The sequence below is a fragment of the Leucobacter holotrichiae genome (genome assembly GCF_055791005.1).
Genome location: NZ_JBVUAC010000010.1, coordinates 38,006 through 54,033 on the forward strand (window position 1 = coordinate 38,006; position 16,028 = coordinate 54,033).

The 16,028-nt window shown below is 69.8% G+C and carries 13 protein-coding genes; 7 read left to right on the forward strand and 6 right to left on the reverse strand.

All coding sequences use genetic code 11. The features are described from left to right. The first annotated feature begins 164 nt into the window (after window positions 1-164). Genes AC0KXF_RS12550 through AC0KXF_RS12560 form a run of 3 tightly spaced genes read left to right on the forward strand, consistent with a single transcriptional unit; the run spans window position 165 to window position 3,724 of the window. On the forward strand, window positions 165-1,352 hold the full coding sequence (locus AC0KXF_RS12550) for a thiamine pyrophosphate-dependent enzyme (RefSeq protein WP_473109500.1): 1,188 nt from the start codon (window positions 165-167) through the stop codon (window positions 1,350-1,352). Further along, on the forward strand, window positions 1,349-2,350 hold the full coding sequence (locus AC0KXF_RS12555) for an alpha-ketoacid dehydrogenase subunit beta (protein WP_223042680.1): 1,002 nt from the start codon (window positions 1,349-1,351) through the stop codon (window positions 2,348-2,350). Before AC0KXF_RS12550 ends, AC0KXF_RS12555 begins: the two co-directional genes overlap by 4 nt. 27 nt (window positions 2,351-2,377) lie before the next feature. Then, window positions 2,378-3,724 (forward strand): dihydrolipoamide acetyltransferase family protein, encoded by a 1,347-nt coding sequence (locus AC0KXF_RS12560; protein WP_223042679.1) that lies wholly within the window; start codon window positions 2,378-2,380, stop codon window positions 3,722-3,724. 176 nt (window positions 3,725-3,900) lie between these two features. On the opposite strand, the gene katG is transcribed toward AC0KXF_RS12560, so the two are convergent. Both katG and AC0KXF_RS12570 read right to left on the reverse strand, forming a co-directional pair. Continuing rightward, on the reverse strand, window positions 3,901-6,102 hold the full coding sequence (gene katG, locus AC0KXF_RS12565; protein WP_473109567.1) for a catalase/peroxidase HPI: 2,202 nt from the start codon (window positions 6,100-6,102) through the stop codon (window positions 3,901-3,903). A gap of 31 nt (window positions 6,103-6,133) precedes the next feature. After that, complete coding sequence (locus tag AC0KXF_RS12570; protein ID WP_473109501.1) at window positions 6,134-6,631, reverse strand: Fur family transcriptional regulator; 498 nt, start codon at window positions 6,629-6,631, stop codon at window positions 6,134-6,136. Between the two features lie 240 nt (window positions 6,632-6,871). Here AC0KXF_RS12570 and AC0KXF_RS12575 point away from each other — a divergent pair, with 240 nt between their 5' ends. From AC0KXF_RS12575 to AC0KXF_RS12585, 3 genes are read left to right on the forward strand one after another with little or no spacing between them, the layout of a single operon-like run. After that, window positions 6,872-8,131 (forward strand): glycosyltransferase, encoded by a 1,260-nt coding sequence (locus AC0KXF_RS12575; protein WP_473109502.1) that lies wholly within the window; start codon window positions 6,872-6,874, stop codon window positions 8,129-8,131. 9 nt (window positions 8,132-8,140) lie between these two features. After that, entirely contained in the window at window positions 8,141-9,601 is a 1,461-nt protein-coding gene (locus AC0KXF_RS12580; RefSeq protein ID WP_473109503.1) for a 6-phospho-beta-glucosidase, read from the forward strand. Between the two features lie 40 nt (window positions 9,602-9,641). Then, window positions 9,642-10,739 carry a carbohydrate kinase family protein gene (locus AC0KXF_RS12585; protein ID WP_473109504.1) on the forward strand — a complete coding sequence of 366 codons (1,098 nt, stop codon included), beginning with the start codon at window positions 9,642-9,644 and terminating at the stop codon, window positions 10,737-10,739. Window positions 10,740-10,815: 76 nt separating this feature from the next. Here the strand turns inward: AC0KXF_RS12585 and AC0KXF_RS12590 are convergent, their stop codons facing one another. From AC0KXF_RS12590 to AC0KXF_RS12605, 4 genes are all read right to left on the reverse strand, one after another. Next, entirely contained in the window at window positions 10,816-12,162 is a 1,347-nt protein-coding gene (locus tag AC0KXF_RS12590; RefSeq protein WP_473109505.1) for an ABC transporter substrate-binding protein, read from the reverse strand. A 22-nt stretch (window positions 12,163-12,184) separates the two neighbouring features. Continuing rightward, window positions 12,185-13,075 (reverse strand): carbohydrate ABC transporter permease, encoded by an 891-nt coding sequence (locus tag AC0KXF_RS12595; protein ID WP_473109506.1) that lies wholly within the window; start codon window positions 13,073-13,075, stop codon window positions 12,185-12,187. Then, a complete protein-coding gene (locus tag AC0KXF_RS12600; RefSeq protein WP_473109507.1) occupies window positions 13,062-13,973 on the reverse strand; it encodes a carbohydrate ABC transporter permease in 912 nt (303 codons plus the stop codon). Before AC0KXF_RS12600 ends, AC0KXF_RS12595 begins: the two co-directional genes overlap by 14 nt. Window positions 13,974-14,062: 89 nt before the next feature. Beyond that, window positions 14,063-14,821 (reverse strand): GntR family transcriptional regulator, encoded by a 759-nt coding sequence (locus AC0KXF_RS12605; RefSeq protein ID WP_223042670.1) that lies wholly within the window; start codon window positions 14,819-14,821, stop codon window positions 14,063-14,065. Between the two features lie 253 nt (window positions 14,822-15,074). Between AC0KXF_RS12605 and iolC the strand changes: the two genes are divergently transcribed. Then, entirely contained in the window at window positions 15,075-16,028 is a 954-nt protein-coding gene (gene iolC, locus AC0KXF_RS12610; RefSeq protein WP_473109508.1) for a 5-dehydro-2-deoxygluconokinase, read from the forward strand.

The window sequence follows — 16,028 nt, forward strand, 5'->3', positions numbered from 1 at the left end:
TCGATCGAGATGACGCGTCTTGCCCTTGGCCGGCGCGAGCAGGGGCTGTAAGCGTCACCTCGACCACAGGAAGGGAGAGGGCGGGCGCGCCTCGGGGATCGCGAACCGCCCCATGCCGCGATATATCCGCGCAGTGTCGGGGGCGCTCATTACACTGGGTCGGGATGAGCGAACACACGACCTACGGCCCGCTGCACGGTGGGGCGGATCCCGAGCCGATCCGCTTCCTCGACGAGGCGGGCGATTACGCGCCCTCGGCCTCCGCGGCCGAATTCGCCGACGAGCTCGCGTCCGTGGGGCTCGACGACTTCAAGCAGTGGTACCGCGACATGGTCTCGACCCGTGCCTTCGACACCGAGTGCACGCACCTGCAGCGGCAGGGGCAGCTCGCACTGTGGGTGCCCAGTGTGGGGCAGGAGGGCTGCCAGGTCGGTCTCGGTCGCGCGGCCGAGCCGCAGGACACCATCTTCCCGGCATACCGCGAGCACGCGATCGCGCAGATCAGAGGCGTGCCGCTGGTGAAGGTCGCCGCGCTGTTCCGCGGTCTCACCCACGGCGGCTGGGACGTGACCGACCCCGCGAACGGCAACTTCCACCTCTACACGCTCGTGCTCGGCGCGCAGACCCAGCACGCCACCGGCTACGCGCTCGGCCAGGTGCTCGACGCCAAGATGCGCAGCGCCGACACGTCGCTCGACGCGGGCGAACCCGGCACCGCTACCGGTGAGGCCACCATGGTCTTCTACGGCGACGGTACCTCCAGTCAGGGCGACGCCAACGAGTCGATGATCTTCGCCGCCAGCTACCAGACCCCCGAGGTCTTCGTCGTGCAGAACAACCGGTGGGCGATCTCGGTGCCCGTCACCCGGCAGTCGCGCACCCCGCTCTACCGGCGTGCGCTCGGCTTCGGCCTGCGTGCCGTGCAGATCGACGGCAACGACCCCCTGGCCGCGTACGCCGTGGGCCGCCGCTTCCTGCGCCTCGCGCGCGAGGGCCAGGGACCCGGCTACATCGAGGCCCTCACGTACCGCATCGGCGCGCACACCACGAGCGACGATCCCACCCGCTACCGTGAGGCCGGCGAGCTCGAGCAGTGGCAGCAGCGTGACCCCATCGCGCGCCTGGAGCAGTACCTGCGAGCCCAGGGGGTCGCAGACGACTTCTTCGAGGAGGTGCGCGGGGAGGCGGATCGCGAGGCGAAGCGGATCCGCGACGAAATCCTGCGCCTGCCGATTCCCGAGGCCGACTCGATGTTCGCCCACGTCTACTCCGAACCCCACCCGCGCATCGAAGAGCAGCGGCAGTGGCTCGAACGCTACGAGTCCTCGTTCTCGGAAGGAGCAGCAGAATGAGCGGCGTCCCCACGCTCACCGAGCGCACCACACTGCCGTTCGCCCGCGCCATCAACGAGGGCCTGCGTGCGGCGATGGCGGCCGATGACCGCGTGCTGCTGATGGGCGAGGACATCGGCCCGCTCGGCGGTGTGTTCCGCGTCACCGACAGGCTGCAGGCCGAGTTCGGGTCGGCGCGCGTGCTCGACACCCCGCTCGCCGAGGCCGGCATCGTGGGCAGCGCGATCGGTCTCGCCATGCGCGGGTACCGCCCCGTCATCGAGATCCAGTTCGACGGCTTCATCTTCCCGGCCTTCAACCAGATCGTCACCCAGCTCGCGAAGTTCACCAATCGGCACGACGGCACCGTCTCGATGCCGGTCGTGATCCGCGTACCCTACGGCGGGCATATCGGCGCAGTCGAGCACCACCAGGAGAGCCCCGAGGCCTACTTCGCTCACACGCCGGGCCTGCGCGTCGTCGCGCCCTCCACTCCCAACGACGCGTACTGGATGATCCAGCAGGCGATCCAATCGTCCGATCCGGTGCTCTTCTTCGAACCCAAGGCGAAGTACTGGCAGAAGGGCGAGGTCGATCCGGCAGCCCCCTCCGCCGAGCTGCACCGCACCCGCGTGGCCCGCTCGGGCACCGACTGCACCGTCGTCGGCCACGGCGCGATGGTCACGACCCTGCTGCAGGCGGCCGAGGTCGCGCAGGCCGAGGGCACCAGCCTCGAGGTGGTCGACCTGCGCAGCCTCTCTCCCATCGACTACGAGCCGCTGCTCGAGTCGGTGCGCAAGACCGGCCGACTGGTCGTCGCGCAGGAGGCCCAGGGCGGGGCGAGCGTGGGCAGCGAGATCGCGGCGCACGTCGCCGAGCACGCCTTCTACTCGCTGCAGGCGCCGGTGCTGCGGGTCTCGGGCTACGACGTGCCCTTCCCGCCCGCGCGACTCGAGGGCCTCTACCTCCCCGACGCCGATCGAGTGCTCGAGGCCGTCGACCGCACGATGCACTACTAGACCTCACTTCGAATCCCAGGAGCAACCATGAGCGAGATGACGTTCCCCCTTCCCGACGTGGGCGAGGGTCTGACCGAGGCCGAGATCGTCACCTGGCACGTCGCGCCCGGCGACACCGTCGAGCTCAACCAGGTCATCTGCGAGATCGAGACCGCGAAGTCGCTCGTCGAACTGCCCTCGCCGTTCACGGGAACGGTCACCGAGCTGCTCGCCGAGGTCGGGCAGACGGTGCCCGTGGGCGATCCGATCCTGCGCGTCACCACCGACGCAGCCGGGGGCGACGCGGCAGCACCCGCGTCACCGGTCGCCGAGCCGCAGCGCGAAGACGATGAGACCCGTGAGGCGGTCGCCGACGCGGCGGGCAGCGTGGAGCGGGAGGACGAGGGCGGTGCCGTGCTCGTCGGCTACGGTACCGGCGGTTCGGTGAAGTCGCGTCGCCGCCGAGGCGGCGAACCGCTGCTGGACGGGTCGCCCAGGGCGCAGGCGTCTATCCCGGTCGCCGACGCGTCCCCGATCCTCGCGAAGCCTCCGATCCGCAAGCTCGCGAAGGACCTCGGCGTGGATCTCGCCCAGGTCACGGGCACGGGGATCGCGGGGGAGATCCTTCGCGACGACGTGGTGCGGCAGGCGACGCAGGCCAGCCTCTTCCGCAACATCTCCACCCCGGTGCCGGAGGCGACGGCGGCGCGCGAGGAGCGGATCCCGCTGAAGGGCGTGCGCAAGATGACCGCACAGGCGATGGTCGCGAGCTCCAACGATGCGCCCCACGTGAGCGTCTTCACCGACGTCGACGCCACACGCACCATGGAGTTCGTGAAGCGCCTGAAGAGCTCCACCGACTTCGCCGGCGTCAAGGTCTCGCCCCTGCTCATCTTCGCGAAGGCGATGCTGTGGGCGGTGCGACGCAACCCCGAGGTCAACTCGACGTTCACCGAGACCGAGATCATCCGTCACAACTTCGTCAATCTCGGCATCGCGGCGGCGACGCCGCGCGGCCTCATCGTGCCCAACGTCAAGGACGCGCAGGATCTCAGCCTGCTCGACCTCGCGAAGGCGATCGAGCAGCTCACCATCACCGCCCGCGATGGACGCACGCAACCGGCTCAGATGCAGAACGGCACGATCACGATCACCAACATCGGCGTCTTCGGCATGGACTTCGGCACCCCCATCCTCAACCCGGGCGAGTGCGCCATCATGGCGATGGGCACCATCCGGGAGAAGCCGTGGGTGGTCGACGGCGAGGTGCGGCCGCGGATGGTGACGACGGTCGGCGGCTCGTTCGATCACCGCATCGTCGACGGCGACGTGATCTCCCGCTTCGTGGCCGACGTGGCCTCGGTGCTCGAGGAGCCGGCGCTGCTGCTCGACTGAGGTCAGGCGGAGGCGGCTCGCTGGCTGAGCGCCCCACCCGCGGACGGCGAAGGGCGCCCCGGTCATGCGACCGGGGCGCCCTTCTGCGTTGCGTTGCGTGGCGGTGCGACGCAGTGCGGTGCTGGGTCGCGGGTTCGGGATCCGCCGATGCCGAACCCGCGACCGCCAGCAGGCGACTACCGCGCGTCGAAGCGGTCGAGGTTCGCGACCTTGACCCACGCCTTCACGAAGTCGTCGACGAACTGCTCGGCGGCGTCATCGCTGGCGTACACCTCGGCCACGGCGCGCAGTTCGCTGTTCGAGCCGAACACGAGGTCGGCGCGGGTGCCGGTCCAGGTCTCCTCGCCGGTGGTCTCATCGGTGGCCTGGAAGGTGCGCGACTCGGGGTCGACCGCACGCCAGTTCGTGTTCAGGTCGAGCAGGTTCACGAAGAAGTCGTTCGTGAGCACCCCGGGGCGATCGGTGAGCACGCCGTGCTGGGAGCCGTCCCAGTTGGTGTCGAGCACGCGCATGCCGCCGATCAGCACCGTCATCTCGGGGGCCGACAGGGTGAGCAGGTTGGCGCGGTCGATGAGCAGCTGCTCCGCGGGGCGGCCGAGGGCGCGGGCGCTCTCGTAGTTGCGGAAGCCGTCTGCGGCCGGGTTGAGGTACTCGAACTGCTCGACGTCGGTCTGCTCCTGCGTCGCGTCGGTGCGGCCCGGGGTGAACGGGATCGACACCGCGTGGCCCGCGGCCGCGGCCGCCTGCTGCACGCCCACGTTACCGGCGAGCACCGTGAGGTCGGCGATCGAGACCTTCTTGCCCGCCGCGACGGCGGACTCGGAGGCGTCGAACTGCTCCTTGATGCTCTCCAGCACCTGCAGCACGCGGGCGAGCTGCTCGGGCTTGTTGACCTCCCAGTTGCGCTGCGGCTCGAGGCGGATGCGCCCGCCGTTCGCGCCGCCGCGCTTGTCGCTGCCGCGGAAGGTCGACGCCGCGGCCCAGCCGGTCGAGACGAGCTCGCTCACGGTGAGGCCGCTGTCGGCGATCTTCTGCTCGAGCGCTGCGATGTCGGCGGCGTCGATCAGCTCGTAGTCGCGGGCCGGCACGGGATCCTGCCAGATGAGGTCCTCAGCGGGCACCTCGGGGCCGAGGTAGCGCGCCTTCGGGCCGAGATCGCGGTGCGTGAGCTTGAACCACGCGCGGCGGTAGGCCTCGGTGAAGGCCTGCTGGTCGTCGCGGTAGCGCAGCGAGATCTCGCGGTAGATCGGATCCTCGCGCAGCGAGATGTCGGTGGTGAGCATGCGGGGCTCGCGGCGTCCGCTGAAGTCGGCTTCGGGCACCATGTCGGATCCGCCGCCGTCCTTCGGGCGCCAGTGGTGGTGCCCGCCGGGGCCCTCGACCCGCTCCCACTCGTAGGCGAAGAGGATGTGGAAGAACTCGTTGTCCCAGCGCGTCGGGTGGTAGGTCCAGGTGACCTCGAGGCCCGATCCGATCGCGTCCTTGCCGTGGCCCGCGCCGAAGCTGCTCTTCCAGCCGAGGCCCATCTGCTCCATGGGAGCGCCCTCGGGCTCAGCGGCGACGTGGTCACCCTCGGGGGCGGCGCCGTGGGTCTTGCCGAAGGTGTGGCCGCCGGCGATCAGTGCGACGGTCTCTTCGTCGTTCATCGCCATGCGGGCGAAGGTCTCGCGGATCTGCAGCGCCGCGGCCAGCGGGTCGCCGCTCGCGCGCGGGCCCTCCGGGTTGACGTAGATGAGGCCCATCATGGTCGCCCCGAGGGGCTCGGCGAGCTTCGCCTTGCCGTCCTCGCCGAGGCGCGCCTCGTCGCCCAGCCAGCCGGTCTCGGAGCCCCAGTACACGTCGTCGTCCGGCTCCCACACGTCGGGGCGGCCGCCGCCGAAGCCGAAGGTGGGCATGCCCATCTGCTCGTGAGCGACGTTGCCGGCGAGGATCATGAGGTCCCCCCACGACAGCGACTTGCCGTACTTCTTCTTGACGGGCCACAGCAGGCGGCGCGCCTTGTCGAGGCCGACGTTGTCGGGCCAGCTGTTGAGGGGCGCGAAGCGCTGCTGGCCGGTACCGCCGCCGCCGCGGCCGTCGAAGACGCGGTAGGTGCCGGCCGAGTGCCAGGCCATGCGGATGAAGAGGGGGCCGTAGTTGCCGAAGTCGGCGGGCCACCACGGCTGCGAGTCGGTGAGCACGTGGGCGATGTCGCTCTTCACGGCGGCCAGGTCGAGCTTCTCGAAGGCGGCGCGGTAGTCGAAGTCGGCGCCCTGCGGATTCGCGACATCGGGGTTCTTCGCGAGGATCTTCAGGTTGAGACGATCGGGCCACCAGTCGCTGTTCGTGGTCGCGCCCGCGGCGGGCTTCGCCGATCCCGAGGTGGGAGCGGGGCCCATTCCACTGTGGTCGACGGGGCACTTGAGCTCGTCAGTCAATGCCGGTTCCTTTCTTCGGAGTGATTCGGTTCGTGTGTTCGGGCAGGCTGAGTTCTTCGCAGGCGGCGCAGATGCCCCTGAAGGTCACGGTCGCCTCGATGATGCGCATTCCGTGGGTCTGCGGCGGCACCATGCACGGCGCGGCACCGAGGGAGCAGTCGACATCTTCGATGCGGTGGCAGACGATGCACTGCACGTGGTGGTGATTGTCGTGCAGGCGCGTCTCGTAGAGTGCGCTGCCCGAATCGGGAGGATCGATCCGCCGCAGCAGACCGCTCTCGGTGAGGTCGTTGACGATGTTGTGCACCGACTGCGGCGACAGCGAGGGGTGCTCGGCGGCGAGGGCCGCGTGGATGGCGGAGGCAGAGCTGTGGGGATGGGCCGCGATGTGCGCGAGCGCGGCGATGCGTCCCTCCGTCGCCCGGAGACCGTGCGTGCGGAGCAGCTCGCTCAGCTGCTCGGGCGCGGTGGTGGGAGCGGTGCGGATCATGCCTCGAGTCTAGTTCTTTTGAATTATTCAAAATAGGGATCCGCGCGGTTCCGCGGCTGTCGGGGCCGTGGCCGGGCGTGTCGGAGGATGCTGCGAGCGGCGGCGCGATAGTGAGGCCGATGACATTTGTCAGGCTATACCCCGCGGGGGTATTGATTCAAGGGGTGATGCCGCCCGCAGCCGCTCAGCGGTTCTCGCTCTGAGCCCCGAGCCCGAGCGTCGAGCCGGTACGCTCGAGGCATGTCCTCGAGCTCATCCCCGCTGCGCATCGGCTTCGTCATGCTGCACACGTCGCCGCTCGATGTTCCGGGCACCAAAGACGCCGGGGGTATGAACGTCGTGGTGCGGGCGCAGGCCGAGGCGCTCGCGCGAGCCGGCCACGAGGTGCGCATCTTCACGCGGCGCAGCGACCCCGCACCGCCGGATCAGGTCGAGCTGCGCCCCGGGCTCACGGTCGTGCATCTCGCAGCCGGCCCGGCTCGGCTGCTCGCGAAGGGCGAGCACGAGAGCGTGATGGAGCGGTTCGGCGAGCTGCTCGAGGCCGAGCTGCAGCGCGAGCCGGTCGACCTGCTGCACGCCGAGCACTGGTTCTCGGGCATCGCGGCGCTTCCGGCCGCGCGCCGCGCCGGGGTTCCGCTCGTGCAGAGCTACCACTCGATCGCCGCTCCCGTCGATTCGCCGCTCACCGACGGGGAACGGCCGGAGTCGCCGGGGCGGCTCGCGGGCGAGCGCCGGCTCGCTCACGAGGCGGATCTGGTGATCGCGGTGAGCGAGGCCGAGAGGCGCACGGTGCTCGAGCGGCTTGGGGGAGACGAGGATCGCGTGCGCGTGGTGCCGCTCGGCGTCGACACCGAGCTGTTCCATCCGTGTGCCACGCGTGATTGCATGGAGGATCGCGACTGGTTGTCGAGCGGCGGGCGGCCCGAGGCGATCGTCGTGGGCAGGCTGCACCCGCTGAAGGGCTTCGACCTGGCGATCGACGCCGTGGCCGCGATCGACGCGGAGCGCCGGCCGACACTGCGCATCGTGGGGGCTCCGCCGCCCGACGGCGACGACTATGTGCGGGCGCTGCACGATGCGGTCGCCCGTCACGGGATGCTCCGCACGACGGCGTTCGATGGGGCTCTGCGCCGCAGCGATCTGGCGGAGCGCATCCGCCGCGCCGCCGTCATGCTCGTGCCCTCGCACTCCGAGACCTTCGGTCTCGTCGCCCTCGAGGCGGCCGCCTCGGGCGTCCCGGTGATCGCGCGCGCCGCCGGCGGGCTGCGGGAGGCCGTGGTCGACGGCGAGACCGGCATGCTGATCGGTCCGGGGTCGGGCGCCGGTGCGGAGGACGCCGACGACCCGACGGTCTGGGCCGCCGCGATCGATCGGCTGCTCGGTGACGCGGAGCTGCGCGAGCGCATGGGGGCGGCTGCGCGGGATCACGCGCTCGCGCGCAGCTGGGACGCGTCGGCGGCGTGCCTGGCCGGGGTCTACCGCGAGGCGCTCGGGCGGTAGGCTGCGGGCATGAGGCTCACGGTCATCGGCGGAGGCGGATTCCGCATCCCGCAGCTGTTCAGCGCGCTCGGTCGTGAGGACGCGCCGCTCGACGTCGACGAGCTGCACCTGTACGACGTCCAGCCCGCGCGCCTCGACATCATGCGACGCATCACGGCCCATCTGGCGCCGGGACTGCCGCGGGCGCCCCGGGTCACGGCGGGCACCGATCTCGACGAGGCGATCCGCGGTTCCGATTTCATCTTCTCGGCGATGCGGATCGGCGGCATCGACGGGCGCATCGCCGACGAGCGCACGGCGCTCGACCTCGGGGTGCTGGGTCAGGAGACGGTGGGCCCGGGCGGTCTGGCGTACGCGCTGCGCACGCTGCCGGTGGCCGTCAGCCTCGCGGAGCGGGTGCGCGACCTCGCCCCCGAGGCCTGGCTGATCAACTTCACGAACCCCGCGGGGCTCGTCACCGAGGCCATGCGGCGCGTGCTGGGTCACCGGGTCGTCGGCATCTGCGATACGCCGATCGGCCTCATGCGGCGTGCGATCCGCGTGGCCGGGGAGATCGGGTGCTCGGAGGCGGCGGGATCGGGGGTCGCGGCGGGCGGCATCGCTGGGAGCTGGCCGGCGGATTCGGGATCGGGGCTCGACCGCGTCGATTTCGATTACGTGGGCCTCAATCACCTCGGCTGGCTGCGCCGCCTCAGCGTGGACGGTATCGACGTGCTGCCGGAGGTGCTGCGCTCCGACGAGGCGCTCGAGGGCATCGAGGAGGCCCGGCTGATGGGCTTCGAATGGATCCGTGCGCTCGGAGCGCTGCCCAACGAGTACCTCTACTACTACTATTTCACCCGCGAGGCGGTCGAGCGCATCAGCACGGGGTCTGAGACCCGGGGCGAGTACCTGAAGCAGCAGCAGGATCGCTTCTACGCCGACGCCCTGACCGCCGACCCCGCCGAGACGCACCGGCTCTGGGAGGCGACGCTGCGCGACCGGGAGTTCAGCTACATGGCCGAGAGCCGCAGCGAGGAGGATCGAGACGGCCGTCTCGCCGAGGACGTCGAGGACGGCGGATACCAGCGCGTCGCCATCGAGCTGATGACCGCGCTCTCCGGGAGCGCGCCGGCGACCATGATCCTCAACGTCGGCAACACGGCCGCCGCCGGCGCCGGGCCCATCGTCGCCGGACTGCCCGAGAACGCGGTGATCGAGGTGCCCTGCCTGGTCGACTCGGCGGGCGTGCATCCGCAGCGGGTGGCGCCGGTGTCGGGCGACATGCTCGGCCTCATGCAGCAGGTGAAGGCGGCGGAGCAGCTGATCATCGAGGCCTCGCGCCTGCGGGATCCGCGGCTCGCGTGGCGCGCCTTCGCGATCCACCCGCTCGTCGACTCCGTGTCGGTCGGCAGGCGACTGCTCGACGACTACCGGGCGCGAATCCCGGGTGTCGCCGCGGCGCTCGACGACGGTCCGGCGCGCGGCTGATCCCCCTCCCGCCCCTCCGCGCCCGTGCTACTGTCGGGCTGTGCACCCCTTCGATCCGATCCCGCGCACCGAACCCCAGCAGCTCGATCTCTTCCTCGCGGGTCCGCTCTTCTTCGACCTCGTCTTCACCGACCTGCCTGAGGATCCGCGGCCCGGCACCGAGGTGCGCGCCGGCGGCATGGGGTCCCTGCCCGGCGGGGTCGCGAACATGGCGGTGGCAGCTGCTCGGCTCGGGCTGCGGACGGGCCTCGCGGCGGGCTTCGGCGACGACGCGTACGGCTCCTGGAACTGGTCGGTGCTCGGCGAGCACGAGGGGATCGACCTCAGCCGCTCGCGCGTGATCGACGGCTGGCACTCCTCGGTCACCGTCTCGGTGAACCGGCACGGCGACCGCAGCATGATCACCCACGCCGACGAATCGCCCGTCTCCATCGAGGAGCTGGTCGGTGAGACGCCCCAGGCCCGCGCCTACTTCGTCGACCTGGGGGAGGAGCGCGTCGTCGACGCGGGCGGCGCTGCGACGGCTCCCTGGTGGGCGGGTGCGCTGGGGACCGACGCGCTGATCTTCGCCGACGTCGGCTGGGACGACTCGGGGTCGTGGGATCCGCGGGTACTCGACGCCCTCGACGGCTGCCACGCCTTCCTGCCCAACCGGATCGAGGCCATGGCCTACACCCGCACCGACACCCCGGAGGCGGCGGCGCGAGCGCTCGCGGAGCGGGTGCCGCTCGCTGTCGTGACGCTCGGGGCGGAGGGCGCGCTGGCGATCGATGCCTCGACCGGTGAGGAGGCGCGTGTCGCCGGCGTGCCGGTCACGGCATTCGACGCGACCGGGGCGGGCGATGTCTTCACCGCGGCCATGATCACCGGCACGCTGCAGGGCTGGCCCCTCGTGGACCGCCTCAACTTCGCCACGCTGTGCGCGGGTCTCGCGGTGCAGAACTTCGGGGGATCGCTGGGATCCCCCAGCTGGAACGACCTCGCGACCTGGCGCATCGGCGTGCTCTCGCGCACCGAGCACGACGAGGCGGCGAGAGAGCTCGCGCAGCGCTTCGGATTCATCGACCGCGCGCTCCAGCAGGGGGCGCCCCAGACGCTGCGGGCGTGCGCCACCATCGGCTTCGAACCGCGACGCTGATCGTGCGGAGGGCCGCGGCGCGGGATCGGCCTCGAGCGTGTCGAGAAGGCCGACCCCGCGCCGCCCGGGCAGTCGGCTAACCGATCGCGGCGTTGGCCACCTCGTCGGCCTGCTTCAGGCCCTCCTCGACTGGCAGCTGGCCCAGGAAGATCTCGCTCAGGATCGGACCGAAGCCCTCGGAGGCGGCCCCGAAGTTCTCACCGACGGGGGCGGGGATCGTGACGCCGCTCTCGAGCACATCGAAGAAGGGATCGAGGTTCACGTCCTTGTCGGCCCAGTACTGCCGGTAGACGTCCTGCGCACCCCCGACCGCGGGCAGATTCGCTCCGGTCGCGCCGATAGCGCTGTTGCCGTCGGCGGTGCCGAGCCACTGCAGCACCTTGTTCACCGCCTCCTGGTGGTCGCTCTTCGCGTTGCCGACGACCGCGACGCCGTTGGTGACGCTGACCGCGCCCTCGGGGCCGGCGGGCAGCATCGCGACGCCCCAGTCGAAGTCGGCGTTGTCGGCGACGTTCGCCAGGTTGTACAGACCCGACTGGAACAGCGCCATCTTGCCCTGCAGGAACTGATCGCGGCTGAAGTCGCCATTGGTGTTCGTGTCCGCGGCGTCGGGCGCGACGTGGTACTCGTTGATGAGATCCACGATGTACTGGAACGCCTCGACGGTCTTCGGGTTCGAGAAGGTGAACTTCTCGCCGTCCTGGAAGGTGCCGCCGTTCGAGCCGATGTAGGGCAGGTAGATGGCCTGCAGATCCTGCGCCGCGTTGTAGCCGTACTGGGCGATGCTGTTCGCGTCGAAATCGGCGTCCGCGGCGGTCTTGCCGGCCTGGTCGACGGTCAGCTTCTGCAGGGTCGGGATCAGGGTGTCGTCGGATCCGCCGCCGGGCGCCCACTGCAGCTCCGAGAGCTCTTCGGGTGCGACGCCCGCCGCCTCGAGGAGATCCGCGTTGTAGTACACCGCGATCCCGCCGTCGGATGTCTGGGGCACGCCGTAGAGCTTGCCGTCATCGGTGAACTGCTCGACGACGCTGGGCGCCCACTCCGCCTTCGCCGCATCGAAATCGTCGCCGTAGACGTCGGCGATGTCGAGCAGCGCGCCCGACTGCGCGTAGGGGAGGTAGGAGGAGGAGTTGATCCAGAAGAGGTCGGCGGCGCTGTCGCCGGCGATGTCGGTGCGCAGCTTGGTGAAGTAATCGGCCCACGGCACGACCTCGACGTCGACCGTGATGTCGGGGTTCTGCTCGGTGAACGCCGCGAAGGACTCCTCGTAGGCTGCCTGCGCGTTGGTGTCCCACGTGCGGAAGGTGAGGGTGACGTCGCCGTCGCCTCCGCCGTTCCCGCCGCTCTCCGAAGCGCATGAGGTGAGCGCGAGGCCCGCGATCGCGACCCCGGCCAGCGCCGCGAGAATTCGCCTCTGTTTCATGTGGATCCCTTTCTGCAGTCGATCACCGGAAGCTGGTGATCGCGATCGATGAGACGATCTGCTTGTTGAAGATGGTGAAGAGCACGATCAGGGGGAGCAGCGCGATGGTCGTCGCGGCCATCACGATCGTCCAGTTGCCGTTGAACTGCGTCTGCACGCTCGCGGTGGTCGTCGTGATGACGCTCCACTCGGGCCCACTACTGATAATCAAGGGCCACATGAAGTTATTCCAGTGCGTCACCACCGTGATGATGCCGAGGGTGACGATGATGGGGCGCGACAGCGGCACGATGATGCGGGTCAGGATGCGCCAGTGGCCCGCGCCGTCGATGCGGGCGGCGTCGACGAGATCCTGCGGGATCCCGCGGAAGTACTCCCTCAGCAGGAAGATCGCGTACGGTGAACCGAACAGGTAGGGCAGCACGAGCCCCCAGAACGTGTTGCGCAGGCCCATCTCCGAGATCATCAGGTAGAGGGGCACCATCGTGACGACCGCGGGCACCATCAGGGTCGCGAGGTAGACCCAGAACAGGGCGTCGCGCCCGGGGAAGCGCAGGCGGGCGAAGGCGTAGGCCGCGAGGATCGAGAAGATGAGCTGCCCGACGAGCACGATCGCGACATAGCCGGTCGTCACGCCGATCGCGCGCGAGAAGTCGACGAGGTCGCCCTCGAAGAGGCGCTGGAAGTTCTCGAGGGTGAGCGGCCACGGCGGTGCCAGCTTCGACTGGGTCGCGAGCTGCTGCGGTGTCTTGAACGCGGTCATCAGGCTCAGCACGAACGGGCCGAGCACGAGCAGTGCGCCCGCGATCAGCACGACGTACACGCCCAGCGTGCCGAGCAGCCCGGGTCGCGGCTCGCCGCCCGCGCCGAGTCTGCGATCGCGAGCAGTACCGCTTGCGCTAGCTGAGGTCATAGGTCATTCGCTTCCGGAAGTACGCCTGCTGCACGATGGTGATGAGCACGAGGACGACGAAGAGGATGACCGCGATGACGGATGCGGATCCCACATCGAAGCGCTTGAATGCGGTCTGATAGAGCGTGAAGGCGGCCACCGAGGTACTGCCGTTCGGCCCACCCTGCGGCGTGAGCCCGTACACCGTGTCGAAGATCTGGAAGGTGCTGATCACCGAGGTGACCAGCACGAAGAACATCGTCGGGCGCAGCAGCGGAACCTTGATGCTCCAGAAGATCCGGGTGGCGCTCGCGCCGTCGATCCTCGCGGCCTCGATCACCTGGCTCGGGATCACCGCGAGCCCGGCCATGAAGAAGAGGGCGACGTAGCCCACCTGCGACCAGACGGTCACCGCCGCGACCGAGGGCAGCGCGAACGCGGGATCGGCGAGCCATCTCACGTGCGTGCCGAGCAGTTCGTTGAGGGCGCCGCCGGTCGGCTGGAAGATCCAGTTCCACACGATTCCGAGCGCGAGCGGCGCGCACACCCACGGGATGACGTAGATGACGCGCAGCAGGCCCGAACCCGGCAGGCCCTTGGTGAGCAGGTTGGCGATCCAGAGGCCCAACAGGGTCTGCAGCGGGATCACGAACACGACGAACAGCAGCGTGACCAGCATCGAATTCCAGAAGCCGCCGTCGTGCAGCACGGCCTGCCACTTCGAGAGCCCGGCCCAGCTCGGATCCGAGATGAGATCCCACTGGTGCAGGCTCAGCCAGAACACGACCACGATCGGGGCGAGCAGGAAGGCCAGGATGCCGAGCAGGCTCGGGGCGATCAGGCCCCAGCCGAGGGCCGTGGATCGCGTGCGCGCGCGGCGACGCGTCCGCGGAGGCGGTGCTGCTGCGGCAGGGGGCATACGTACAGCATGCCAGGTGAGCGGCGCATCGCAATTCGCAGCGATATCGGGCGCAACAGGGAACGCGGGTCGAGTCGCGGTAGACCGCGTCAGCGGGAGACGAGCGTCGTCTCGAAAGAGTAGAGATCGGGTCGGTAGCAGTGGTGCCCCGCTTCGATGGCCCGCCCGCCGTGGTCGAAGGCCACGCGGTCCATGGTGAGCAGCGGACTGCCCTTCGCGAGGTCGAGCAGTTCGTGCTCGTCGCCGTGGGTGCGGCGGGCGCCGATGGTCTGGTTCGCGATCTTGATCGTGATGCCTCGTGCTCGGAGGATCTCGTAGAGTCCCTGGCGCTCGAGATCTGCGACGGTGATGTCGGAGAACTCGGGAGGGAGCAGGTTCTCGAGGATCGCCATGGGCGTGCCGTCGGCGTAGCGGAGCCTGCGGATGCGGGTGATCTCGGTGCCGGGCGCGATGCGCAACTGGCTCGCCACCTGCTCGTCGGCCTTCACACGTTCGACGGAGAGCACACGAGTGGACGGTGTGTGCCCCACCCGCGTGAGATCCTCATGCAGGCTCGTCAGCTCGACGGGGCGGCTCACCCGCGCCTGCACGACCTGGGTGCCGATGCCGCGGCGGCGCACGAGCAGCCCCTTGTCGACGAGCTCCTGGATGGCGCGGCGCACGGTCGGGCGCGAGAGCCCGAGACGCTCTCCGATCGAGATCTCGTTCTCGAGGCGCGCGCCGGCCGGGATGATGCCGTCGCGGATCGCCCGTTCGAGGCGGCTCGAGATCTGGAAGTAGAGGGGCACCGGGCCGGTGCGGTCGAGGTCGGTGAACAGCTCTTCCGGCCAGACGGGTTCGGTGCTCATGTGACCCTCGCTTCGCTCGGCGGCCCGCCGGGCGAAGCGCCGTCGCAGTGCGTGCTGAGGGGAAGCCGCTGATCCGCGCCCGCTCTCGCGCACTGAGCGGCGACACCTGACGAGCCGCACTACTCCTATGTGATGACAACATTACCTCTAATGAGAAGACGTCGCGCCCGTCGACGACACATCGTGATATTGTTAGGACAAATGCAGCGGCGCACGGCGCCGCGTGTGTCATGAACCGGAAGGCGGGTAGCGAATGTCGGAACAGCGGCGTCCTGATGACGTGTTGGTGATGGGGCGCCTCGGCGTCGACGTCTACCCGTTACAGAAGGGTCCGCTCGAGGACGTCGAGAGCTTCGGCAAGTACCTCGGCGGCAGTGCGGCCAACGTCTCGGTCGCGGCGGCCAGATACGGTGACGCGAGCGCCCTCATCTCCCGCGTGGGCGACGACCCCTTCGGCCGCTATCTGCTGCGCGAGCTCGACCGCCTCGGCGTCGACCCCCGCGAGGTGAGGGTCGATCCCGAGTTCCCCACCCCGGTCACCTTCTGCGAGATCTTCCCGCCCGACGACTTCCCGCTCTACTTCTACCGCAAACCCAAGGCGCCCGACATGCAGATCGAGAGCTCCGACCTCGACCTCGACGCCGTGCGGGCCGCCCGCATCTTCTGGTTCACGCTCACCGGGCTCAGCGAGGAGCCCAGCCGCAGCGCCCACCGCACCGCCCTCGAGGCGCGTGCCGGCGCGCGGCACACCGTCTTCGATCTCGACTACCGCCCCATGTTCTGGGCAGATGCCGCTGAGGCCACCGCCGAGGTCGATCGTGTCATCGGCAACGCGACCGTCGCCGTGGGCAACCGGGAGGAGTGCGAGGTGGCGGTCGGCGAGACCGAGCCCGATCGCGCCGCCGATGCGCTGCTCGAGCGCGGCATCGAGCTCGCCATCGTGAAGCAGGGGCCGAAGGGCGTGCTCGCCAAGACCCGTGACGAGCGCGTCGAGGTGCTGCCGCACTTCGTCGACGTGGTCAACGGCCTGGGATCGGGCGACGCCTTCGGCGGCGCACTCTGCCACGGCCTGCTGCAGGGCTGGGATCTCGAGCGCGTCCTTCGCTTCGCGAACGTCGCCGGCGCCATCGTCGCGACCCGACTGGAGTGCTCGACCGCCATGCCCGACGCCGCAGAGGTCGAGGCGATTCTTGCGAAGGGGGCCTGA